The 22,827-nt window shown below is 69.3% G+C and carries 19 protein-coding genes; 6 read left to right on the forward strand and 13 right to left on the reverse strand.

The annotated features are described in order from the left end of the window. Positions 1-170 precede the first annotated feature (170 nt). Entirely contained in the window at positions 171-773 is a 603-nt protein-coding gene (locus RTY46_RS17680; protein ID WP_312710029.1) for a glutathione S-transferase N-terminal domain-containing protein, read from the reverse strand. 44 nt (positions 774-817) lie between these two features. Between RTY46_RS17680 and rmuC the strand changes: the two genes are divergently transcribed. The 3 genes from rmuC (at position 818) to RTY46_RS17695 (ending at position 3,434) form a co-directional block, all read left to right on the forward strand. Continuing rightward, entirely contained in the window at positions 818-2,362 is a 1,545-nt protein-coding gene (rmuC, locus tag RTY46_RS17685) for a DNA recombination protein RmuC (protein ID WP_312710031.1), read from the forward strand. 63 nt (positions 2,363-2,425) lie between these two features. After that, a complete protein-coding gene (locus tag RTY46_RS17690; protein ID WP_312710032.1) occupies positions 2,426-2,824 on the forward strand; it encodes a hypothetical protein in 399 nt (132 codons plus the stop codon). A 64-nt stretch (positions 2,825-2,888) separates the two neighbouring features. Next, the gene (locus RTY46_RS17695) at positions 2,889-3,434 is read left to right on the forward strand and encodes a glutathione peroxidase (protein ID WP_312710033.1); all 546 of its coding nucleotides are present in this window, start codon (positions 2,889-2,891) and stop codon (positions 3,432-3,434) included. Between the two features lie 107 nt (positions 3,435-3,541). Here RTY46_RS17695 and RTY46_RS17700 read toward each other — a convergent pair whose 3' ends face one another. From RTY46_RS17700 to RTY46_RS17725, 6 genes are read right to left on the reverse strand one after another with little or no spacing between them, the layout of a single operon-like run. Next, positions 3,542-4,549 carry a VacJ family lipoprotein gene (locus RTY46_RS17700; RefSeq protein ID WP_312710034.1) on the reverse strand — a complete coding sequence of 336 codons (1,008 nt, stop codon included), beginning with the start codon at positions 4,547-4,549 and terminating at the stop codon, positions 3,542-3,544. A 1-nt stretch (position 4,550) separates the two neighbouring features. Continuing rightward, positions 4,551-4,862 carry an STAS domain-containing protein gene (locus RTY46_RS17705; protein ID WP_312710035.1) on the reverse strand — a complete coding sequence of 104 codons (312 nt, stop codon included), beginning with the start codon at positions 4,860-4,862 and terminating at the stop codon, positions 4,551-4,553. Then, a complete protein-coding gene (locus tag RTY46_RS17710) occupies positions 4,852-5,514 on the reverse strand; it encodes an ABC transporter substrate-binding protein (protein ID WP_312710036.1) in 663 nt (220 codons plus the stop codon). Before RTY46_RS17710 ends, RTY46_RS17705 begins: the two co-directional genes overlap by 11 nt. Next, positions 5,511-6,035 (reverse strand): outer membrane lipid asymmetry maintenance protein MlaD, encoded by a 525-nt coding sequence (mlaD, locus tag RTY46_RS17715; RefSeq protein WP_108757579.1) that lies wholly within the window; start codon positions 6,033-6,035, stop codon positions 5,511-5,513. The genes RTY46_RS17710 and mlaD overlap by 4 nt, the downstream gene beginning before the upstream one ends. 59 nt (positions 6,036-6,094) lie before the next feature. Further along, positions 6,095-6,844, reverse strand: a complete 750-nt coding sequence (locus RTY46_RS17720) for an MlaE family lipid ABC transporter permease subunit (protein WP_108751406.1) — start codon at positions 6,842-6,844, stop codon at positions 6,095-6,097. Beyond that, the gene (locus tag RTY46_RS17725) at positions 6,844-7,632 is read right to left on the reverse strand and encodes an ATP-binding cassette domain-containing protein (protein ID WP_312710037.1); all 789 of its coding nucleotides are present in this window, start codon (positions 7,630-7,632) and stop codon (positions 6,844-6,846) included. Before RTY46_RS17725 ends, RTY46_RS17720 begins: the two co-directional genes overlap by 1 nt. A 194-nt stretch (positions 7,633-7,826) precedes the next feature. Here RTY46_RS17725 and recC point away from each other — a divergent pair, with 194 nt between their 5' ends. Genes recC through recD form a run of 3 tightly spaced genes read left to right on the forward strand, consistent with a single transcriptional unit; the run spans position 7,827 to position 16,671 of the window. Then, complete coding sequence (recC, locus tag RTY46_RS17730) at positions 7,827-11,168, forward strand: exodeoxyribonuclease V subunit gamma (RefSeq protein ID WP_312710039.1); 3,342 nt, start codon at positions 7,827-7,829, stop codon at positions 11,166-11,168. Continuing rightward, a complete protein-coding gene (gene recB, locus RTY46_RS17735; RefSeq protein WP_312710040.1) occupies positions 11,165-14,809 on the forward strand; it encodes an exodeoxyribonuclease V subunit beta in 3,645 nt (1,214 codons plus the stop codon). The genes recC and recB overlap by 4 nt, the downstream gene beginning before the upstream one ends. Then, entirely contained in the window at positions 14,806-16,671 is a 1,866-nt protein-coding gene (gene recD / locus RTY46_RS17740) for an exodeoxyribonuclease V subunit alpha (protein ID WP_312710042.1), read from the forward strand. The genes recB and recD overlap by 4 nt, the downstream gene beginning before the upstream one ends. A 124-nt stretch (positions 16,672-16,795) precedes the next feature. Here recD and RTY46_RS17745 read toward each other — a convergent pair whose 3' ends face one another. From RTY46_RS17745 to RTY46_RS17770, 6 genes are all read right to left on the reverse strand, one after another. After that, complete coding sequence (locus tag RTY46_RS17745; protein WP_312710044.1) at positions 16,796-17,194, reverse strand: hypothetical protein; 399 nt, start codon at positions 17,192-17,194, stop codon at positions 16,796-16,798. A 94-nt stretch (positions 17,195-17,288) separates the two neighbouring features. Beyond that, positions 17,289-19,328: an FUSC family protein gene (locus tag RTY46_RS17750; RefSeq protein ID WP_312710045.1), complete on the reverse strand. Its 2,040-nt coding sequence runs from the start codon at positions 19,326-19,328 to the stop codon at positions 17,289-17,291. A 3-nt stretch (positions 19,329-19,331) separates the two neighbouring features. Then, positions 19,332-20,792 (reverse strand): efflux transporter outer membrane subunit, encoded by a 1,461-nt coding sequence (locus tag RTY46_RS17755; RefSeq protein WP_312710047.1) that lies wholly within the window; start codon positions 20,790-20,792, stop codon positions 19,332-19,334. After that, positions 20,789-21,703 carry an HlyD family secretion protein gene (locus RTY46_RS17760; RefSeq protein ID WP_312710049.1) on the reverse strand — a complete coding sequence of 305 codons (915 nt, stop codon included), beginning with the start codon at positions 21,701-21,703 and terminating at the stop codon, positions 20,789-20,791. The genes RTY46_RS17755 and RTY46_RS17760 overlap by 4 nt, the downstream gene beginning before the upstream one ends. After that, the gene (locus tag RTY46_RS17765) at positions 21,700-21,909 is read right to left on the reverse strand and encodes a DUF1656 domain-containing protein (RefSeq protein ID WP_312710050.1); all 210 of its coding nucleotides are present in this window, start codon (positions 21,907-21,909) and stop codon (positions 21,700-21,702) included. Before RTY46_RS17765 ends, RTY46_RS17760 begins: the two co-directional genes overlap by 4 nt. A 103-nt stretch (positions 21,910-22,012) precedes the next feature. Next, positions 22,013-22,468 (reverse strand): MarR family transcriptional regulator, encoded by a 456-nt coding sequence (locus RTY46_RS17770; protein WP_312710051.1) that lies wholly within the window; start codon positions 22,466-22,468, stop codon positions 22,013-22,015. Positions 22,469-22,827 lie beyond the last annotated feature (359 nt).

The raw sequence follows: 22,827 nt of genomic DNA on the forward strand, positions 1-22,827 counted from the left end.
CGCGCCATGGATGGCGCGGCTAAGCCCCCATGGATGGGTTTACGGCGTCCCCCGCAACCGGACCCACCCCGCCATCCCACGGACACCCAGCTCTTGACGTTGCTTCAGTCGAGCATGGCTCGACTCTACGGCAGGTGCAGGGCTGCAAGCCCTGCAAAAACACCCCCCCCTCAGGCCACGCCGTTGTCGACGTGTTCGGCAAACCCCGGCTGTTGCCGCAGGCGCTCGAACCAGGCGGCCACGTTGGCCAGCGCCGGCTTGTTGCCCGGTGTGCTGCGCCAGCGCTGCGTCGACAGCCCCAGCCCGATATCGGCCAGAGTGAAGTCATCGCCGGCCACGTACGCGTGCAGCGCCAGCTGCGCATCCAGCATCGCCATCAGCCGGTTCCACTGCGCCAGGCTTGCATCCGCCCGCGCATCGTCCGGGTAATCCGCATGCCCGCGCACGCGCGCCATGAACACATGGCGCCACGCCGTGTTCAGATCGGTGGCCTGCCAGTCCATCCACTGTTCCACCCGTGCCCGCGCCTGCGGCGCCATCGGCAGCAGGTCATCGCGCCCGGCGCGCGTGGCCAGGTAGCGGCAGATGCTGTTGGATTCCCACAGCACGAAGTCGCCCTCGCGCAGCACCGGTACCTGCGTGTTCGGGTTCAGCCGGCGCAGCAGCTCGGCACTGGGCGCCGCATGGTGCTGCACCGCCAGGTCCAGCCCGGCGCACAGCCACAGCACCTTGCGCACGTTGATCGAGGTCGGCTTTCCGTACAGTTCGAACATGGTCAGACGCAGCGTTTGAGACGGGGCCAGCCTACACTGGTGGCATGCAAACCGAATTCCTGATCGTTGGCGGCCTCCTGCTGGCCATCCTTGTCCTGCAGCTGGTCGCCCTGCTGCGCCGGCCTCCCCATGACCGCCTGGAACAGGCCGTGCGCGAAGAGGCCCGCAGCGGCCGCAGCGAACTGCGCGAACAGCTCGACGGCTTCGCCCGCGCGCTGACCGATCTTTCCACCCGCACCGACCAGCGCCTGGACCTGCTGCGCGAAGCGCTGGGCGAAGATGCCCGCAAGGCGCGCGCCGAGGCGGCCGACAGCCAGCAGCGCAGCGGTGCACTGCTGGGCCAGCGCCTGCAGGAACTGCGTGCGCAGCTGGAAGTGTTCGGCCAGCAGCAGGAAGCGCGCATCCATGCCTTCGGCCAGCAGCTGCAGGAACTGACCACGCGCACCGATACCCAGCTGGGCGCGCTGCGGCAGACGCTGGTGGACGATGCACGCAAGGGCCGCGAGGAAGGCGCGCAGTCACAGCAGCGCCTGACCGAAAGCCTGGGCCTGCGCCTGCAGGAACTGACCCAGCGCAACGAGCAGCGTATTGCCGAAATGCGCGCCACCCTGGAAGAGCAGCTGCGCGCGCTGCAGACCGACAATGCGCAGAAGCTGGAACAGATGCGGGTGACGGTGGACGAGAAGCTGCAGTCCACGCTGGAAACCCGCCTGGGGCAGTCGTTCAAGCTGGTGTCCGAGCGCCTGGAACAGGTGCAGCGCGGCCTGGGCGAGATGCAGCAGCTGGCCACCGGCGTCGGCGATCTGAAGCGCGTGCTGACCAACGTGAAGACCCGTGGCAGCTGGGGCGAAGTGCAGCTGGAAAACATCCTGGAGCAGACCCTGATCCAGGAACAGTACGCACGCGCAGTGAAGGTCCGTCCGGACAGCGGCGAGATGGTCGATATCGCGGTGCGCCTGCCTGGCCGCGCCGCCGACGATGCGCCGGTGTGGCTGCCGATCGATTCCAAGTTCCCGCGTGAAGACTACGAGCGTCTGCTGGATGCGCAGGAACAGGGCGACGCCGAGCTGGTGCGTGTGCAGGGCGCGCAGTTGGAGCGGGCGGTGAAGATCCAGGCCAAGTCCATCTGCGAAAAGTACATCGTGCCGCCGCACACCACCGATTTCGCGGTGATGTTCCTGCCCACCGAAGGCCTGTACGCCGAAGTGATCCGACGCCCCGGGCTGGTGGACCTGCTGCAGCGTGATCATCGCGTGGTGGTGGCGGGGCCGACCACGGTCACCGCGCTGCTCAACAGCCTGCAGATGGGCTTCCGTACCCTGGCCATCGAAAAGCGCTCCAGCGAAGTGTGGAGCCTGCTGGGCGCGGTGAAGACCGAGTTCGGCAAGTTCGGCGATGTGCTGGACAACGTGAAGGCCAAGCTGGACCAGGCCAGCAAGCAGATCGACCAGACCGGTGTGCGCACGCGGGCGATCGCGCGCAAGCTGCGCGAGGTGGAATCGCTGCCGGCCGAGCAGAGCCGGCAGCTGCTGCCCGATGGCCTGGCCGCAGACGAAGCGCCCGAGGCCGACGAAGCCGGGCAGGGCTGACACACCCTTTGCACCGTGCGGTGCGTATGCTGGCGGCCTCGATTACCGCCAGCAGGTCCGACCATGCGCCTTCGTTTCCTTGCCAGCCTTGTCCTGGGTGTGCTGCTGGCCGCCTGCAGCAGTACGCCACCGGCGACCGATGCGGCGGCACAGCCGGCCGCGGCCGACACCGCTGAAGCCAGCCAGGCCTACCAGGAAGCGCGCGACGTCGATTGCCGCGCCGCCGGCGGCACCCTGCAGCCGCTGGGCCGGCTGCAGCGCGTGCAGTGCGTGATTCCCTATGCCGATGCGGGCAAGACCTGCAGCGGCAAGCAGGACTGCAGCGGCCAGTGCCTGGCCACCAGCGAAACCGAAGCAGGCGTGGTGGCCACCGGCACCTGCCAGCGCGATGCCAGCCAGAACTTCGGTTGCCGCCAGCGCATCGAAGCGGGCAAGGCACAGGGCACGATCTGCGTGGATTGAGCGCGCGCAGCACGCGCGCGGCGCTATGCTGGCAGACCTTTCCCGCCATTGCCGGAGCACCCGCGTGAGCACCCCGATCCAGGACATTTCCCTCACCACCATCGACGGCCAGCCGTCGTCCCTGGCCGACTACAACGGCAAGGTCCTGCTGCTGGTGAACGTTGCCTCCAAGTGCGGCCTGACCAAGCAGTACGAAGGCCTGCAGGCGCTGTACGCCGACAAGCAGGCGCAGGGCCTGGAAGTGCTGGGCTTCCCGGCCAACAACTTCCTCGGCCAGGAGCCGGGCAGCGAAGCCGAGATCCAGCAGTTCTGCCAGCTGACCTACAACGTCAGCTTCCCGATGTTCGCCAAGATCAGCGTGGCCGGTGAGGACATCCACCCGCTGTACCAGCAGCTGACCGCCGCCCAGCCGCAGGCCATCGGCGAAGGCCCGCTGCGCGAGCTGCTGGCCGGCAAGGACATTCCCACCCTGCCGGCACCGTCGGTGCTGTGGAACTTCGAGAAGTTCCTGATCGGCCGCGACGGCAAGGTCATCGCCCGCTTCGCACCGGACGTGGCCGCCGATGATGCGCGCCTGCGCGAAGCGGTCGAGGCCGCCCTGGCCGCCTGATCCGCCGGGGTCGGATCCCTTTCCACCGGAAAGGGCTCTGACCCCAGGGCAGCGGCAAAAAAAAAACCCCGCCAAGGCGGGGTTTTTTCATGCACCGGACGCAGCGGTCAGTTGCTCCACTGCGGCATCGGCATGGCATCGACCGGAATGGGCGAGTTGGCATCGTCGCTGCCACGTTCGCGCTTGCCACGCAGATCGTTTTCGATCTGGTAGTTGCGGCGCTGCAGCCAGGCATCGCGGGTCAGCGCGTACTCGTCCACCGCGCTGTCGCGGATATCGTCCAGCGCCATCAGCTGCGCGCGGGTGTCCACCAGCTGCAGGCCCTGCAGGCCGATACGGACCTTGTCTTCCTCGATGGTGCGGATCGGCGACAGCGGAATGTCACCGGCCAGGCCGAACACATCGCGCACGGTGCGCGGGCCGAAGAACGGCAGCTCCACGTAGCGCGAACGGCGCCAGCCCCAGGCACCCAGGGTCTGCCCGAAGTCTTCATTGCGGCGCGGGACCATGGCCTTGCTGGCCGGATCGAACAGGCCGCCGATGCCCAGCGTGCTGTTCATCAGGAAGCGGCCCAGGGTGTCCCAGGCATCGCCCGGTCGGCCCTGCAGCAGCTGGTTGGTGATGGTCAGCGGCGAACGCAGGTTGCTGAAGAAGTTGCTGACGCCGGTACGGGCAAAGCGCGGAACGACGTGGGTATAGGCGGTGGCCAGCGGGCGGGCGACGCCGCGATCAACGGCGTTGTTGAACGCATGCACCTTGCGGTTCAGCGGCTCCCACGGGTCGTAGGCCGAGGCATCGGCGGTGGCGGCATTGCTGCCATACAGGGCGTCGAAATCGTCCTGGTCACCGGCGTCGGCAGTGGCGGCGCTGGCGCCCGCCTGGCCGGCAGGCGGCGCCGCTTCGGCGCCTGCGTTGGCACTGGCCGTCGCGGTGGCCGTGCTTTCAGCCGCCGGCGCGGCGTCGGGCGCGTCCACGGCATCGGTGGCCACCGGCTCGCTGGCGGCCGCCGGCACCACGGTGTCAGCCACGGGCGCGTCGCTGCGCGCAGGCTTGCCGGCGCAGGCGCTCAGCGCGGCGGCGACAAGAAGAAGGGAGATGGCGCGTACGACGTTCATGTCAGCTCGCAGCAGAAGGTGCGGTGAAATCCAGGGTGGGCGACAGCCGGTAGGCCGCGCTCAGTTCGTTGTAGCCGGCCGGGGCGCCGGAAATTTCCAGCACATGGCCCTGCCCGCGTGCGCGCGCGGCCAGCTCGGCCAGCAGGGCCAGGCCGGCGCTGTCCACGCGTTCCACGTCGCCCAGTTCCAGCCGTGCCAGCTTGGCCGGCAGGGCCTGCAGCTGCGGCCAGAGGGCGATGACCGCGGCACGGTCCAACACCCCGCGCAGGCGCAGGGTGTCGCCTTCCAGCAGCGCCAGCGGCTTACTTGCCATTGCCCGCGGGCCCGGCCTGCATGCTGCCGCTGCGCAGTTCGCTGGCCACCTGCTTGATGCCCTTCTGGCGCAGCGGGGCGTCGAACTGGTTGCGGAAGGTCTGCACGTAGGAGATGCCTTCGATGTTCACGTCGAAGATCTTCCACTGGCCACCCACGTTGCGCATCCAGTACTCGACCGGGGTGCCTTCGGCGCCGGCACGCACCAGCTCGGTGGCCACGCGCACGCCGCGGTTGCCCGGCAGCGGGCTTTCGCCCTTCAAGCGGAAGCTGGGCTTGCCCTGGATGTTCAGCAGGGTCGAGCCGTAGCGCTGCATCAGGCTGTCGGCCATGGCATCGGCGAACAGCTTGATGTCGGCATCGGACGCGCCGCGGGCATGCGTGCCCAGCACCAGGCGCGCGGCATAGTCGCGGTCGAAGGTGCGGTTGAGCTCGCTGTCGATGTAGCTGCGCAGGCTGGCCGGGTTGCTGCTGAATTCGCTGCGGCGCTGCTGCAGGGTGCTCAGGATGCGGGTGCTGGCATCGATCACCACCTTGCCGGCCTGGCCCTGCGGCGCGGTTGCGGTCGGCGCGGTGGACTGGGCCTGGGCCAGCAGCGGGCTGGCCAGCAGGAGCGAGGATGCGAGCAGGGCCGGGATCAGTTTCGTCTTCATGGTTGCGGTTCCGTTGCAGGCGCGGGGGCGCTCTCGTTGGATTTCGGGTCGGCGCCGCCACCGGCGCCGCCACTGAACATGTACTTGCCCACCAGCTGGATCAGATCGACCGCCGGCTGGGTGAAGACAATCTCGTCACCGGCCTTGAGGACGTCCGGATCGCCGCCCGGCTGCAGGCCGATGTAGCTTTCGCCCAGCAGGCCGCTGGTGAAGATGCCGGCCGAGGTATCCGCCGGCAGGTCCTTGATCTTGCTGTCCATGCGCAGGGTCACGATCGACTCGAACTTCACCGGGTCAAGATCGATGGCCGCCACCTGGCCGACGGTCACGCCGCCGATCTTCACTGGTGCCTGCTTGCGCAGCTGGCCGACCTGCGAAAAGCGCGCCTTCAGCTCGTAGCCCTGGCTGCCCCAGCTCCAACGCTGGTTGGTGGAGGCAACGGCCAGCACCATGAGCGAAGCCAGGGCCAGCAGCAGGAACGCGCCGACGGAGAATTCAAGTCTGGGACCGCGGATGGCCATGTGGAATACCTGATCGTCTCTGGGTGGCCGCGCGCGCTGCGCGCCGCCGGTGGAAAGGGTTACGTGAACAGCATTGCCGACAGCACGAAGTTGAACATCAGCACCAGCAGCGAGGCATTCACCACCGCGCGGGTGGTGGCCACCGAGGTGCCTTCGATGGTGGGTTCGGCGTGGAAGCCCACATACGAGGCCACCAGCGCGGCGGTGCCACCGAAGATGGCCGACTTCAGCATCGCCACGCCGAAGTCGTCCCAGAAGTCCACGCTGTTGCGCAGCGCCGACCAGAACACGCCGTTGTCCAGGCCCAGCACGTGCACGGCCTCGAAGTAGCTGGCGCTGATGGCCAGCGAACAGAACACGCCGGTCAGCAGCGGCACGGTCAGTACCGCCGCCCAGAAGCGGGGCGCCACGGCCTTGGCCACCGGGTCGATGGCCATCAGTTCCAGCGCCTTGATCTGGTCGGTGGCGCGCATCAGGCCCAGCTCGGCGGCAATGGAACTGCCGGCGCGGCCGATGAACAGCAGCGCGGTCAGCACCGGCGCCAGCTCGCGGTACAGCGACAGGCCCAGCAGGGTGGACAGCGCGTCTGCCGCACCGAAGGTGGTCAGCGTGCGGTAGCCCTGCAGGGTCAGCACCAGGCCGACGAAGGCGCCGCCGACGGCGATGATCGGCAGCGAACGTGCGCCGATCTTGTAGATCTCGCGGGTCAGCTCGGCCAGGAAGTCACGGGTGGGCAGCGAACCACGCAGCACGGTGAGCGAGAACAGGCCGGCGCGGCCCAGCGAACGGGTGGCTTGCACGAACGGCATCAGGCGACCCTCGCCCGCGGGGCAGCATCGAATGGAATGGGGCCGTCGGGCTGGCCGTGCAGGAACTGCCGCAGCAGCGGGTCCTGGCTGGTCTGCAGCGCTTCGGGGCTGCCCTGGAACACCACCCCGCCATTGGCGATGGCGATGACCTGGTCGCAGATCGGCAGGGTTTCGTGCACGTGGTGGCTGACGATGATGCTGGTCAGGCCCAGGCTGTGGTTGAGGCGCTGGATCAGGCTCATGATCACCCCCGAGGCGATCGGGTCCAGCCCGGTCAGCGGTTCGTCGTAGATCATCAACGGCGGGTCCAGCGCCAATGCGCGGGCCAGGGCCACGCGCCGTGCCATGCCGCCGGACAGCTCGCGCGGCCAGGCATCGGCGGCGGCCAGCAGGCCCACCGCGTGCAGCTTCATCTGCACCAGCCGACGCAGTACCGCTGCCGGCAGGCGGGTGTGGGTACGCAGGGGCAGGGCAACGTTCTCGGCAACGGTGAGGTCGGTCAGCAGGCCGTTGCCCTGCAACAGCACACCCACGCTGCGGCGCATCTCAAGCAGCTCGGAACTGCCGTGCGGAATGGGCTTGCCGAACAGGGTGACCTGCCCCTCAACCGGGCGCAGTTCGCCGGTCAGCGCGGCCAGCAACGTGGACTTGCCGCTGCCGGAGGGGCCCAGTACGGCGGTGATGCTGCCCTGTGGAACCTGCAGCGAAACATCGCGCAGGATCGTGCGCCCGCTCCGGTCGATGCGGACGTTGGACAACTGCACCAAGCTGGAGGCGGAAGCCGACATGGGCACCATTAACGTTTTTTCGACAGGGCAGAATCGGGCCAGCCGGCTGAACATAAGCGGACTGGACGGTGCAGTATTGTCGCACGCCATGCCACCCGCACGACCGGGACAATACCCGGGGACCCCGGAACAATCCGTACCGATCCCGCCAGTACACCATTGAATAGCGGCGCTCGTGCGGCACACTGTGCACGATGAGTGACCCCGGCAACGATTTCCGTCTCTACCATTCCAACTCCCTGGACGTGCTGGCTGCACTGCTGGCGCGCAACGTGCGCGCGCCGGTTTCCGGCCAGCCGCTGCTGGCACCGGAGGTAGTGCTGATTCCCCAGGTGGCCATGCGCCGCTGGCTGCAGGCCACCCTGGCGGCAGAGTATGGCGTAGCGGCGAACCTGGAGTTCCTGACCCCGGGCGAATTCGTCGCCCGCGCCCTCAACGCGAACGTGCCCGGTGAAGCCGACGACCTGGACGCGGCCGGGCTGCGCTGGAAACTGTACCGCGCCCTGCGCGATCCGTCGCTGTTGGCCCAGCCGGCGATGCGTGCCCTGCAGTCCTATCTGGCCGGTGGCGACGCACTGAAGCCCTGGGCGCTGGCCGGCGAGCTGGCCGCGGTGTTCGAGAAGTACCAGGCATGGCGCCGCGACTGGCTGCTGCGTTGGGATGCCGGCGCCGACCCTGACGATCCGCAGGCAATCCTGTGGCGGGCGATCGCCCGTGGCCAAGGCTATCGCGCGCGCCGCATCCAGGACTACCTGGAGCGCTACGAAGGCGCTGGCAAACCGCTGCCGCAGGGTCTGCCGCCACGCCTGTCGGCGTTCGCCACGCTGAACATCTCGCCAGATGTGCTGCGGGTCATGGCTACCCAGTCGCGGGTGGGCGAACTGCACTTCTACATGCCCACCCCGGTGCAATCCTACTGGGGCGATCTGCAGACGTTGGCCGAACGCCTGCGCAGCGGTGCCCCGGACCCGTTCGGTGAAGCTGCCGGCGAGAACCGCCTGCTGGAAGCATGGGGCGCGGCCGGCCGTGACTTCATGGCGGTGCTGGGCAGCTACGAGGTGGTGCACCCGGCCGGTGAGATTGCCGCCTATTCCGACCCGGAAGAAGACACCCGGCCCACGCTGGCTGAAGGCGGCCTGGCCGACAGCCTGTTGCACCGCCTGCAGCGCGACCTGTTCCACCGCCGCGCGTTGCCGTCGGGGGAACTGCGCGATGGCCTGCGCAGCGATGACCCGAGTCTGCAGGTGCACGCCTGCCACACCCGCCTGCGCGAACTGCAGGTCCTGCACGACCAGCTGCGTGCCCTGCTGCAGGACCCGCGCTTCGACCCGCCCCTGCAGCCGCGCGAGATCGCGGTGCTTGCACCGGATATCGACCCCTACGTGCCGTACCTGGAAGCCGTGTTCGGCGGCCGCAGTGGCGACGAGGAGCATATTCCGTACGCGCTGGCCGACAGCAGCCCGCTGGCGGGTGAGCCGCTGGCCGACGTGTTCGTGCACCTGCTGGGCCTGCCGGTCTCGCGTTTCGGCTTGAACGAAATCCTGGATCTGCTGGCCAGCGCGCCGCTGGCCGAGGCCGCCGGCCTGGAGGCGGTGGATTTCGACCGCCTGCACGGCTGGCTGCAGCAGGCCGGCGCGCGCTGGGGCATCGACGCCAGCCATCGCGGGCAGATGCAGGCACCGCGCGATGACGCCTATACCTGGCAGTTCGCGCTGGACCGGCTGCTGCTGGGCCACGCCACCGGCAGCGATGCCGACCTGGCCGGCGTTGCGCCGTGGACCGAACTGGAAGGCGGCGCGCTGGATGCGTTGGACCGTCTGCTGCGCCTGCTGCGCGTGCTGGCCGTCTACCAGCGTCGTCTCGGCGAAGCGCTGACCCCGGCGCAGTGGCGGCAGCGCCTGTTGTCCTTGCTTGACGCACTGCTGCCGGAAGCGCCCAGTTCGCCCAACAGCCAGCGCGCGCTGGAGCGCCTGCGCAAGCTGCTCAACCAGTTTGCCGACGAGGCCGACAGGGCCGGCTTCGCCGAGGGGGTGCCACCGGAGGTGGTGCGCGCGCACTTCGCCGGCGTGCTGTCCGAGGCCGATACGCGTGCGCCGCTGCTGACCGGTGGCATCAGCTTCGGCCGCATGGTGCCGATGCGCCTGCTGCCGTTCCGGGTGATCTGCGTGCTGGGCCTGAACGACGGTGACTTCCCGCGCCGCGATCCGGCTGCCGGCCTGAACCAGCTCACCGCCGAACTGGATACGCCGCGGCGGCGCCCGGGCGATCGGTCCACCCGCGAAGATGACCGCTTCCTGTTCCTGCAGTTGTTTGCTGCCGCCCAGGACGTGTTCTACCTGAGCTATCTGGGGGCCGACCCGCGCGATGGCAGCGTGCGCGAACCTTCGGTTCTGGTCAGTGAACTGATCGATGCCGCTGCGGGCTACCACCACGACCCGTCTGCGGCCACGCGCGACTTCACCGTGCGCCACGCCCTGCAGCCCTTCTCGCCGGCCGCGTTCGGCGAAGGTGATGCGCGGCGTTTCAGCTATCGCCGCCAATGGCACCCGGCGGCCGGGCGTCTGGCCGGCCTGCGTGGCGCGCTGCCCGCCTGGTTCGATGCGCCGCTGCCCGCGCCGCTGGACGATGCGGCCGAAGCGGAGGTGGCCCTGGACACGCTGCGCCGCTTCCTGTGCGACCCGGCCGGGCAGTTCCTGGCCCAGGCGTTGGGCCTGCGCCTGCCCGATGGGGCCGAGGACGTGGACGACCTGGAGCCGCTGGTGCTGTCCGCGCGCGGCCCGGAAAAGCGCAGCGTGCAGGCTGCGGTGGTCCGCGCCACCCTCAGTGGCGATGTCGAGCCGCTGTACCCGCGTCTGCGCGCGCGTGGCCTGCTGCCTTCGGGCGCGCTGGGCGAACGCCAGTTCGAAGCCGAACAGCTCAAGACCCGTCCCTATGCCAGCGCCCTGCTGGGCTGGATGCGGGGGCAGCCGCTGGAAAGCCGCCGCTACGAAGTGGAGATCGATGGCGTGCGCCTGCATGGTCGGGTGGCCGACCGCCATCCCGATGGCCTGGTGCGGCTGCGCGCGGGCACGCTGAACGGTAACGCGGTGATCCGCCAGGGCCTGGACTGGCTGCTGGCCAACGCGGCCGGTGATGCGCTGCCGCTGGTGCAGTTCCACGATGGCGGCGATGCCGGCCCCGGGCCGCATGCGTTGCCGGCACTGAGCGTGGCGTCGGCACGTGCGGCCCTGCGTGCCCTGCTGCAGTTGCGCCAGCGCGGCCTGCGCGAGCCGCTGCGCTTTGCCCCCTACACCGGCTGGGTGCTGTTCACTGCGCCTGCGGAAAAACAACGCAGCGAAGGCTGGAAGCAATGGCACGGCAGCGACCGCAGCTGGGGCGAAGCCAACAGCGATGCCTGGCAGCTGCTGCTGCGCGGGGCCGATCCCTTCGCCGATGACGACAGCTACGCCGATCTGCTGCGCAACAGCCAGATCGTGTTCGGTGCGGTCCGCGACGGGCGTGGCCCGGCGGGTACCGGCAAGGAGGCCCAGGCATGAACCACTCCGTTGACTCCTACCTGCTGCTGCCGCTGCAGGGCATCGGCCTGATCGAGGCCAGCGCCGGTACGGGCAAGACCTTCACCCTGGCCACCCTGTTCACCCGCCTGGTGGTGGAGCAGGGCCTGCGCATCGGCCAGATCCTGGCGGTGACCTTCACCGACGCGGCGACCCAGGAGCTGCGCAAGCGCATCCGCGAGCGCCTGGCCCTGGCCGCGCGCCTGGTCGATCTGCCACCGGCGGCCGATGAGGCGCCCGACGCGCTGCTGACCCGGCAGGTGCTGCAGCGGCATCTTGAGGCTGGCAGTGAAAGCGCGCCCGCCCTGAAGCGTCGGCTGCAGGTGGCCGCCGACGAGATCGATCTGGCCTCGATCTTCACCATCCATGGCTTCTGTACCCGTGTGCTGCGCGAATACGCGCTGGAAAGCGGGCATACCTTCGATCCGCCGGAACTGCTGGCCAGCGACCGCGAACTGCTGGAAGAACTGGCTGCGGACCTGTGGCGCGTGCATGCCAACGACCCGGCCACCCTGGAGCCGCTGACCTGGCTGTGGTCGCATCCCGATGCACTGGCGTCGGACCTGCGTGCGCTGCTGGCCTCGCCGCCGCTGTACCCGCGTCCGCAGCCGCTGACGGTGGAGGACCCGCGCCCGGCCCTGCAACGCGCGGCGGCAGACCTGTCGATGGCCGTACGCGAGCATGGCGAGCAGTTCTTTCTGGACCTGTGCGAAGCCGTCGACAACAAATGGATCAACGGCGTCTCCTACAAGCTGGGCTGGCTGCACCCTCTGGGGCGGCAGCTGCTGGCCTGGGCCGAGCGCGGCGATGCGACCGAACTGCTGTCCAGTGACCGCCTGCCGGCCCTGCTGGCTGACGCGCTTGTGGCCAAGACCAACAAGAAATTCGTTGATCGCACGCCGTCGTCGCCGTTGCAGGCACCGCTGCAGCGCTACGTAGCGCTGCTGGCGCAGCGCGAGCAGTGGCTGCGCGGCAGCGCGCTTAACTTCCTGCATGCCCTGCGCGAGGAGGCCAGCCAGCGCTTGGCTGCGCTCAAACGCACGCGCCGGGTGCAGACCTACGACGACCTGATCAACGGCGTGGCCCAGGCGCTGGAAGGGCCGCAGCGCCTGGACCTGGTGCGCAAGCTGCGCCTGCAGTACCGCATCGCCCTGGTTGATGAGTTCCAGGACACCGACGATCGGCAATGGGGCATCTTCCACACCGTATTCGGCGATTCGCAGGAAGTGCAGTCGCTGGGCCTGCCGCCTGCGCTGTTCCTGATCGGCGATCCGAAGCAGGCCATCTATGGCTTCCGCGGCGGTGACATCCATACCTATCTGAAGGCCAAGCAGGCCGCGCGGCCTGCACCGCCGCTGGACCAGAACTTCCGTTCGCGGCCGTCGGTGCTGCGGGCGCTGCAGGCCCTGTATGACAACGGCGGCGACGACGCCTTCCTGGAAGCGGGCATCGGCTTCGAACCGGTGCGACCCGGTGGCGTGCGGTCGGACGACGATTACCTGCGCAACGGCACCGCTGCACCGGCGCTGACACTGCGCGTGCTGCGCAGTGACGGCGACAAGGCGATGAGTGCCGACGCCTCGCGCATGGCGGCTACCCAGGCCTGCGTGGCCGCCATTCACCAGACCCTGGTCGACGCCCGCGCGGGCGCAGCGGTGCTGCGTGGCCGCCCGGTGCAGCCCGGCGACATTGCCGTGCTGGTGCGTTCACACCGTGAGGCGACCCTGGTGCAGCGCGCGCTGGCGATGGTGGGCATTCCCGCCGTCGCCGCCGGCAAGCAGAGCCTGTTCGCCACCAGCGAAGCACGCGACCTGCGCGCGCTGCTGCTGGCCCTGTTGCAGCCCGCAGACGAAGGCCGCCTGCGCGCCGCGTTGGCGACGGTGCTGCTGGGCCAGCCGGCCAGCGCGATCGCCAGCATGGAGCGCGAAGGTGACCTGCAGCGCGCCTTCCAGGCGCAGCTGCTGCACTGGCGCGAGCGCTGGCAGCGCGGTGGCCCGTTCGCCGTGGTGGCCGACGTCTGCGCCACACAAGGCGAACGCCTGCTGGCGCTGATCGATGGCGAACGCCGGCTGACCAACTACCTGCAGCTGGGCGAACTGCTGCAGGAGGCGTCCGCGCAGGCGCTGGGCATGCACGGCCTGCTGGACTGGCTGCAGGGGCAGATGGTCAATGCCGACCAGAATGACGAACAGCAGCTGCTGCGCCTGGAATCAGACGCGCGCCGCGTGCAGATCATCACCCTGCACAAGAGCAAGGGCCTGGAATACCCGCTGGTCTATCTGCCGTTCGTCGGCATCGACGGCGGTGCGCCCAACAACGCCGCGCACTGCACCGTGCACGTGGACGGCCAGCGCCAGCTGCACTGGAAGCTGGACAAGGACGAGGCCTGGGAAGCGGCCAGCGGCCAGCGCGAACGCGAGCAGCGCGCCGAAGATGCGCGCCTGCTGTACGTGGGCCTGACCCGCGCCGAACACGCACTGTGGATCGCCATCGGCGATCTCGCCGGGCTCGGCAAGACCCGCCTGGCACCACTGCTGGGTGACCTGCAGCTGCTGCGCACGCATGCCGATGTGCATATTGATGACAGCGAGCCGGTGCGGCAGCTGCCGCAGCTGCCGGTGGAACAGGACGGCGAGCTGCCGGCCGTGCGCAGCCTGACCCGGCGCGTACCGCACGATTGGTGGGTGTACAGCTTCACCCAGCTGGCGCACGCCGATTCCGGCAACGACGTGGAAGCGGCCGCCACCGAACTGCCGGCACCGGCCGCCGACGAACCGACCGGCGCTGAGCTGCCACTGGAACCGGCCTTGCCCGAAGCGGCCGCCGCCGATGCCGACGCCGTGCCGCCGGACCCGCGTTTCATGGGCAGCCGCTTCGGCAACGTGCTGCATGAGGCGCTGGAAAACATCGATTTCGGCGCATGGGGCGGCTGGACTCCCGACCAGCCCGCGCCCGAAGGACAGGCTGCGCTGCTGCGCAAGGCGCTGCACGATGCAGGCTATGCCGACCAGGATCTGGACGATGGCGTGGCGGTGCTGGTGCCGCTGGTCGGCCACACGCTCACCGTTGCGCTGCCCGAGGGGGGGGCCCTGCACAGCCTGGGCGAGGGCGAACGCCGCGCTGAAATCGAGTTCCACTTCGCCATTGAATCCACCGCCGTGCCGGCGCTGCTGCAGCTGCTGCACGCCCATGGCATTGCCAGCGCGCGCCGCGGCTTCGGCCTGCGCCGCCGTCTGGAAGGGCTGATGACCGGCAAGATCGACCTGACCTATGTGCGCGATGGGCGCTGGTACGTGCTCGACTACAAATCCAACCGCTTGCCGGGCTACAGCCCGGACCTGCTGCAGATCGCCATGCGCCACAGCGAATACGACCTGCAGGCGCTGATCTACACCGTGGCCCTGCACCGCTGGCTGCGCTTCCGCCTGGGCCGCGCGTATGACTATGCGCGTGACATGGGCGGCATCCGCTATTTGTTCTGCCGCGGCCTGGACGGCAATGGCAACGGGGTCCATGTCGACCGCTTCGCACCAGAGCTGGTGGACGGGCTGGACGCCCTGTTTGCCGGTGGCGACGCCGCCCATGCCGAACTGGCCGCGCGTGCCATCGGAGCCAGCGCATGAGCACCAGCCTGCTGAAACAGCTGTACGTGGGCCGCCACCTGCGAACGCTCGACCATGCCCTGGCCACCAGCCTGCTGCGGCTGCGCGACGATACGCCCGATGCAGTGGCGGTGGCTGCCGCGCTGGCCTCGCTGGCGGTATCGCAGGGGCACGCCGCCTTCGATCCGGCGCAGCCGCAGCGCCTACTGGAAGGCTTCCAGGCCTGGCCCGCACCCGCGCAGTGGCTGGCCCAGCTGCAGGCGTCGCCGTGGGTGGCGCGGCCGGAGGACCCCGAGGCGGCCGCCGATGAGGCGCCGCTGGTGCTGGAAAACGGCCTGCTGTACCTGCGCCGTTACCGCGAATACGAGCGGCAGCTGGCTGCCGGCCTGCAGCGGATCGGCCGGCATCCGTTGCCGGCACCGGATCTGGACGCGCTGGCACCGTTGTTCGCGCGCCTGTTCCCCGCTGCCGCCACCCAGGAAGATCACCAGGCGCGTGCCGCCGGCGTGACCCTGCGCCACCCGTTGGCGCTGGTCACGGGCGGCCCCGGTACCGGCAAGACCACCACCATCGCGCGCCTGTTGCTGCTGCTGGCCGCGCAGGCCCTGCATGCCGGCGAACCGCTGCCGCAGGTGGCCCTGGCCGCACCGACCGGGCGCGCCGCCGAGCGCATGGCCGAAAGCCTGCGCCTGGCCGTGCAGCGCCTGCAGGAGGAAGGCCTGGACCCGGCGCTGTGTGCCGCGCTGCCGAGCACCGGCACCACCCTGCATCGCCTGCTCGGTGTCATTCCCGATTCGCCGCGCTTCCGCCACCACGCCGACAATCCGCTGCCGGTGGACGTAGTGGTGGTTGACGAAGCCTCGATGATCGACCTGCCGCTGATGGCCAAGCTGGTCGATGCCATCGGCAGCGGCACGCGGCTGATCCTGCTGGGCGATCCGGACCAGCTGCCCTCGGTGGAAGCCGGTGATGTGCTCAGCGCGATCCTGCGCGCCAGTGGCGATGGCAGCGGCACCCGCGCCGATGACGCGCAGGCCCTGCACGGGCTGCTGGCCGCGCCGACCCTGCAGCCGCAGGCTGCGCCGCGCGCCTTCGCCGGCCGTCGCGTGCAGCTGCAGCGCGGCTACCGGCAGAGCGATGCCCTGCAGCTGGCGCCATTGGCGCAGGCGGTGCGTGAAGGTGATGCGCGCAGTGCGCTGTCGCTGCTGCGCGACGGCAGCCTGTCGGGCGTCAGCTTCCACGAACACGACGCAGATCCGTTGCGCGGTCACCGTGATCATCTGCTCGCGCATTGGCGCGCGCTGGCCGATGCCGAAGATCCGGGGCGCGCGCTGCGGCAGGCCGGCCGCCTGCGCGTGCTGACCGCACTGCGCGAGGGCCCGCAGGGCGCACGCGGTCTCAACAGCCGCATCGAACAGCTGCTGGCCGGCAACACGCCTGGTTACTTCCAGGGCCGCCTGCTGCTGATCACCGAAAACAGCTATCGGCACCGGCTGTTCAACGGCGATATCGGCATCTGCCTGCGCGACAGCAGCGGTGCGATGGCGGCCTGGTTCCCCGGCGATACGCTCGACCAGCCGCGCGCCTTCCATCCGGCCGCACTGCCGGCGCACGAGAGCGCCTTCGCGATGACCGTGCACAAGGCACAGGGCTCGGAATTCGATGAAGTGTGGTTGCAGCTGCCGCGCCAGGACAGCCGCGTGCTGTCGCGCGAGCTGGTCTACACCGGCCTCACCCGCGCCCGCCAGCGCCTGCATGTGGCCGGCAGCGAAGAAGTGCTGGTGGCCGCCCTGAAGCGGCACGCCAGCCGCCTGGGCGGCCTCGCCTGGCGGCTGGGCGCCGAACCGGGGTTGGATCCCGTTCCCGACGGGAACGGGCTCTGACCCCATCGCCGAGTCGAGCATGGCTCGACTCTACAAGAGCATCTACGCATGGCGTGGATCTACTGGCCACCGGGAACCTGTCAGGGTCGGATCCCATTCCCACAGGGAAAGGGCTCTGACCCGATCAGTCAGCGATCAACACCAGACCATCGGGGAATACGATCGCCGCTTCATCCGCGCTCAGATCGAAGAACCCCACGCCGTGCTGTTCGGCTAGGTCCTGCACGCGACCGTGCGCGCGCTCGGCCACCGAATGGGCGAAGGCACCGTAGATCACCTGGCGGCCGATGCTGTAATCGGTCACTTCGGCGCGGTCGTCATCGTCGTTGCTCAGCGGGCCGTTCATCGGCGGGAACTCCCGCGCCATATCCGCAAACCAGGCCTGCAGCGCGGGGCTGCTGACCGCCGGGTCGTCGTACTCGTGGTTCTCGCCCCACTGCGCCTGCTTCTCGAACCAGGCGATGAAGGCCGCCGCCTCGCGTGGCGCCGCGCTGGCCTCGAAGACCATCATGTCGTAACTCATTGAACCGTCCTGTTGCAGCGCCGGGGTCGGATCCCTCTCCGCAGGAGAGGGCTCTGACCCCATCGCAGGGTCTGTGGCTGCACAGGGTATCGCGCTACGGCTGTTCGACCGCACTGATCGCCACGCCCGGCGCCAGCGCCTTGGCCTCGGGGAACAATGCAAAGCGCACGCCGATCAGGCCCATCAGCGCTTCATCGCGCGCCTTGCAGGCGGCCACGTTGCCCACGCGGCCCAGCGAGGCATCCAGTCGCTCGCGCAGGGCCTCGCTGGCGGCGATCGGCCGACGTGCTGCCACCTGGCGGCGGTAGTGCGCGGCCAGCTCCTCCAGGATGTGTTCCACTGCGTCGCGGCTGCGCTCCGGCAGTTCCAGCCGGGCACGGCGCAGCTGCAGGATGTTCAGGCCGATGCGCGCCTCATTGAGCATGTCCACCGAGGCGATGTCGCTGCCTTCCGGTGTCGCGGCCAGGCGCGGTGCCAGCAGGCCCAGCAGATCCAGCATGCGGGCGGCGAAACGCTGGCGGTCCTGCTGGCCGCGCCCTTCGGCGGCCTCGGCCAGCGTGGTCCACCCTTGCCGCACCAGCCGGCGCGCGGTCCATTCGGCGCCCACCGAGCGGAACAGGCGGGTCATCACCACGGCAAAGCCGATGCCGATGAACATCGCGATGGACGAGTTGAGGAAGCTCTGGATGTTGGCGCTGTAGGTGTTCTGCAGGCTGAGCAGCGCGGCCAGGTTCACCGTCAGCGGCAGCGCGAACAGCGCGCTCTTGGGGTGGTGCAGCAGCAGGCCCAGCGGCAGGAACGCCACCGCCAGCACCAGCGCCAGCAGGCCGAAGTCATGCACGGCCGGGAACACGCCGAACAGGTAGACGCCGGCTACCAGCGAAGCAACGATGGCCCAGACCAGGAACGAGACCATGCTCGGTGCGGGGTCGTCCTGGGCGGCGAAGAAGGCCGCCGTGACCGCCGCCATCATCGCGCCGTTGCCACCGCCCTCCCAGCCCAGCCCGATCCACAGCACGCAGTAGCTCATCAGGGCCACCCCGGCGCTGAGCGCGGAAAACAGCGCCATGCCGTAATCCACGTGCTTGTCGGTGGCCACGCGCTCGGTGCGGATGCGGTAATGCGCACGGTCCAGCGGTGCGGTGCCGTGGTCGATGGCGTGCTGCAGGGTGCGGCAGTCCTGCCACAGGTCCACCAGCTCCTCCAGGCGCAGCAGCAGGCTGGCCAGCTGCAGGTGCTGCAGGTCGCGGTCCACCTGCGGCTTCAGTGCGCTGATCCGCGCATGCAGGCGTGCGTAGTCGCTGGCGCTGGCAGGGGTGTCGATCCACTCGCGGATATCGTCCACCAGTTCCGGCAGACCCTGCGGCAGCGCTTGGCCGTGGCTGCGCAGCGCGCTCAGCCGGTCGGCAATGGACGACAGCACCGGCAACAGCAGCAGCATGCGCTCACGCAGGCGTTCCATCGAAACGGCGGAGCCGGCATGGCGCGGATCATCGCGGCGCAGGAACTCGATCAGCGCCTCGAACTGCACCAGGTCGGCGGCCAGCCGGTTGCGCGGGGCATGCGCGCGGCCGCGCTCGAGGATCTGCCGGCACCACTGCGCGGCATCTTCCATCCAGTTGTTGATGCGCCCGCGCAGCATCGGTCGCACCGAGGCGGGGAACAGCAGCGAAGCGAACAGCACCGCCACCACCGTGCCCAGGATGATCTCCTCACTGCGCGCCACCACCGTGTCAAAGATGGTCTCCGGCGAGGTGACGGCCGGGAAGCCGATGAAGGCCGTGGTGTAGCCGGCCAGCAGGAAGGCGTAGCCGCGCGGACCACGGTTGAGCAGGGCCAGGAACAGGCAGGCGGCCAGCCAGACCGACATCGCAGCGCTCAGCACCATCGGCGTTTCCACCAGCACCGGCAGGACCAGCAGGGTGGCCAGGCCGGCCACCAGGGTGCCGACGATGCGGTACACGCCTTTGGCCCGGGTCGGGCCCAGCAGCGGCTGGCTGACGATGTACACCGTGCCCATCGCCCAGTAGGGGCGGGACAGATTGCCGGCCATGGCGATGTACAGCGCGGCGATCGCGGCCAGATAGGTCTTGATCGAAAACAGCCAGGCCTGGCGGTCGGTCAGTCCGTCCATTGCTTACTTCGCCGGAGCCTGTGCGGTGGCGGGGGCAGCCGTGGTCTGCCAGCCGCCGCCCAGCACCAGGAACAGGTGGATCTGGTCGCGCGACACCTGCGCTTCGGCGGCGGCCAGGGTGGCGTCGCTGGTGGCCAGGCTGCGGTCGGCATCCAGGCTGGACAGGTACGGCGTGCGCCCACCCTGGTACAGCCGGCGGTTCTGCTCGGCGGCCAGCGCGGCCTGCTGCTGTGCTTCGCGCAGTGACTGCAGGCGGCGCAGATCCTGCGCGTAGCGGTCCAGCGCGGTCTGGGTCTCACGCAGGGCCTGCAGCACCGCATGGTCGAACTCGGCCAGCGCGGCATCGGCGCCGGCTTCGGCGGCGTGGATGCGCGCATGCGTACCCGAAGACGGCAGGGTCCACGAGATCAGCGGGCCGATCGACCACTGCTGGGTCATCGGCGTGCCGAAATCTTCCAGCAGGCCGGCGGCGCCCAGCGAGGCGCCCAGGCGGATATCCGGGTACAGCTCGGCCGTGGCCACGCCGATGCGCGCCGTGGCCGAAGCCAGCTTGCGCTCGGCCTGGCGGATGTCGGGGCGGCGCTGCAGCAGGGCGCGGCCATCACCCACCGGCAGCGGCTGGGCCAGGTTCGGCGCGTGCGCACAGTCGATCACGCCGGCCGGCAGCTGCCCGGGGGTCTGGCCCAGCAGCGCGGCCAGCGAATAGGCGGCTGCCGAACGCTGTGCGCGCAGCGGCGGCAGCGCGGCTTCCAGCAGGGCGACCTGGGCATTGGCGCGGGCCAGCTCCGGCGGCGTGCCACGGCCGGCATTGATCAAGCGCTGCGTGACCGAACGGCTGCGCTGCTGCAGCTGCAGCGAATGCTCGGCCACGTGCAGTTCGTGGTTGGCATGGCAGATTTCCAGGTAGCTGTCGGCCACTTCGGCCACCACGCTCACCTGGGCCAGATCGCGCGCGGCGGCTACCGACTGCTCGTCGGCGTGTGCTGCTTCGGCACCGCGCTTGAGCTTGCCGAACAGGTCGAACTGGTAACTGACGGCGAATTTTCCGTCGGCCAGGTTGATCACCGGCAGTTCGTGTTCCTGCAGGAACGACTCGGCCGACAACTGCGCACGGCTGATGCCGGCCTCGGCCTCGTACTCGAAACCACCGGCGTCCATCGCGTGTTCGTACACCGCCGCGGCGCGGCGCAGGTGCGCATCGGCGGCCTTCAGCTCGACGTTGTCGCGCAGCGCCTGGGTGATCAGGCCATCCAGCACCGGGTCGTTGTACAGCGACCACCAGCGGTCGGGCAGCGCCTGGTTGGCGGCCACGTCCGGGTTCTGGGTGTCGATGAAGGCCGCATTGGCCTGCGGGCGCTTGAACGCCGAGCCTTCCGGCAGGGCGTAGTCCGGGCCCACGGTCTTGCAGGCCGCCAGGCTGGCCAGGGCGACGATCAGGCCGAGACGGGGCAGGGCGGTGTTCACAGGCCCGCCTGTGTCGGCGTGGCGCCGGCCTTGTCTGCGTGCTTGCTGTGGGTATCGACCGTCACCGTTGCGGTACGGCCGGAGATCAGCTGCACGCCCTCGGGCACCTCGTCGATGGCGATGCGCACCGGGATGCGCTGCGCCAGCCGCACCCAGTCGAAGGCCGGGGTCACGTTGGGCAGCAGGCTGCTGCCGTTGCTGCGGTAGCGGTCTTCGATGCCCGCGGCAATGCTTTCCACATGGCCGGTCAGTGCGATGTCCTCGCCCATCAGGCGGATGTCCACGCGCTGGCCCGGGGCCACGCCGCGCAGCCGGGTTTCCTCGAAGTAGCCATCGATACGGAACGAGCCGGTATCCAGCAGCGCCAGCACGGGCTTGCCGGCCACCACGTAGTCGCCCACGCGCATGGTGCGGTCGTTCACCCGGCCATCGGCCGGTGCGCGCACTTCGGTGCGGGCCAGGTTCAACTCGGCCAGGTCCACTGCAGCCTGGGCGGTGGCCAATGCGGCCTGCGCGGCCTGCAGCTTGGCGCGGCGCACTTCGGCGTCCTCGGCAGCCACCAGATCCTGCAGGCTGCGGTCGCGGCCGATCTCGCGGCGCAGCTGGGCAACCGAGGCCTGGCGCTCGGCCAGGCTGGCGCGGGCCTGTTCCAGGGCGATGCGGTAGCGCGCGCGGTCGATCACGAACAGCAGATCCCCTTTCTTGACCGCCTGGTTGTCGGCCACATCGACCGCTTCCACCAGCCCGGACACGTCCGGCGCGACCTGCACCACGTCGGCACCGACGTGGGCATCGCGGGTCCAGGGTTCATCCATGTAGTAGACCCATAGCTGGCGCAACACCAGCAGGGCAACGATCACGGCGACACCGGTCAGCAGCACCGGCAGGGTTTTCTTCAGGATCTTGTTCACGATTGCATCCAGCGCAGAAGGTGGAACAGCACACCCAGCACGATGCCGTACAGGGCCAGGTTGAACAGCGGCGGGTGCCAGACATGGCGATAGGCACCGACGCGCTGCAGCAGCGCGTGCAGGCCGCTGTTGACCAGGTAGGCCAGCAGCATCAGCCCGAGCAGGGTCGGGACGAACACTCCGTGGAGACTGAATTCACCGGGCATCGGTAGGGGGGCGGTAGTAGGGGAAGGGGGAGGAGCAACAACAACAACGCGACAACGCCGCTGGCGCGTCCACGGCAGCGGCGCACGCAAGGGCGGTGCGGGCTTACGTGATGCGGTCGGCGGCCTCGCCCAGCAGGCGCCATGCCTTCAGCACGGCGTGCAGTTCATCCATGGTCAGTTCGCCGAACACGTCCTGGCGCAGGCCGATCAACTGTTCTTCCAGCTCGCGCACCAGGCTCTGGCCTTCATCGGTCAGCCACAGCAGGTTGGCGCGGCGGTCGCTGGCATCGCTTTCGCGGCGGACCAGATCGCTGGCGCACAGCTTGTCCAGCAGGCGCACCAGCGAGGGACCTTCCATGCCCAGTTGCTGGGCCAGGGCCACCTGGCGGATGCCACCGCCGGAGCGGCCGATCATCAGCAGGGGCATGGTGCAGGCGGTGGAGATGCCGTAGCTGCCCAACCGGCTGTCGGCCAGGCGCTGCCACTGCCGCCCTGCGTACAGCAGGCCGGAGCTGAGCTGCATCTGCAGCCGGGTGCGCTCGTCGAGGGGTCGGTCCATAAGAGATAGATAGGATACTACTAATTTCATTCCTATCAATAGGTTTTGCTGAATGGGTGGGTGTGTTGAGGAAAGCGTTGCGCCTGCCTGGCGTCGGGTGGGGCAGCGGGGGCCGGACGGTGCAGGACACGCCGTAAACCCCCCTCCGGGGTCCGGCCCAGCCGCTGGCGGCTGTGCGTTCGGGCGCTTGCGAGGCATGCCTCGCAAGCAAAGCGCCCTCACCCTTGGGGGCTCGGCCGCGGCTTGCTCGTGTGCGCGTCCTGCGCACACGGCAAGGCCGGGGTTGGGCGTCCTGCCCAACCCGCCCGAGGCATGCCTCGGGCCCATGCCGCGGACGGTCCTGCCCCGCCCGGCTCCCG

The sequence above is a fragment of the Stenotrophomonas sp. genome (assembly GCF_032056425.1).
Taxonomy (GTDB): Bacteria; Pseudomonadota; Gammaproteobacteria; order Xanthomonadales; family Xanthomonadaceae; genus Stenotrophomonas.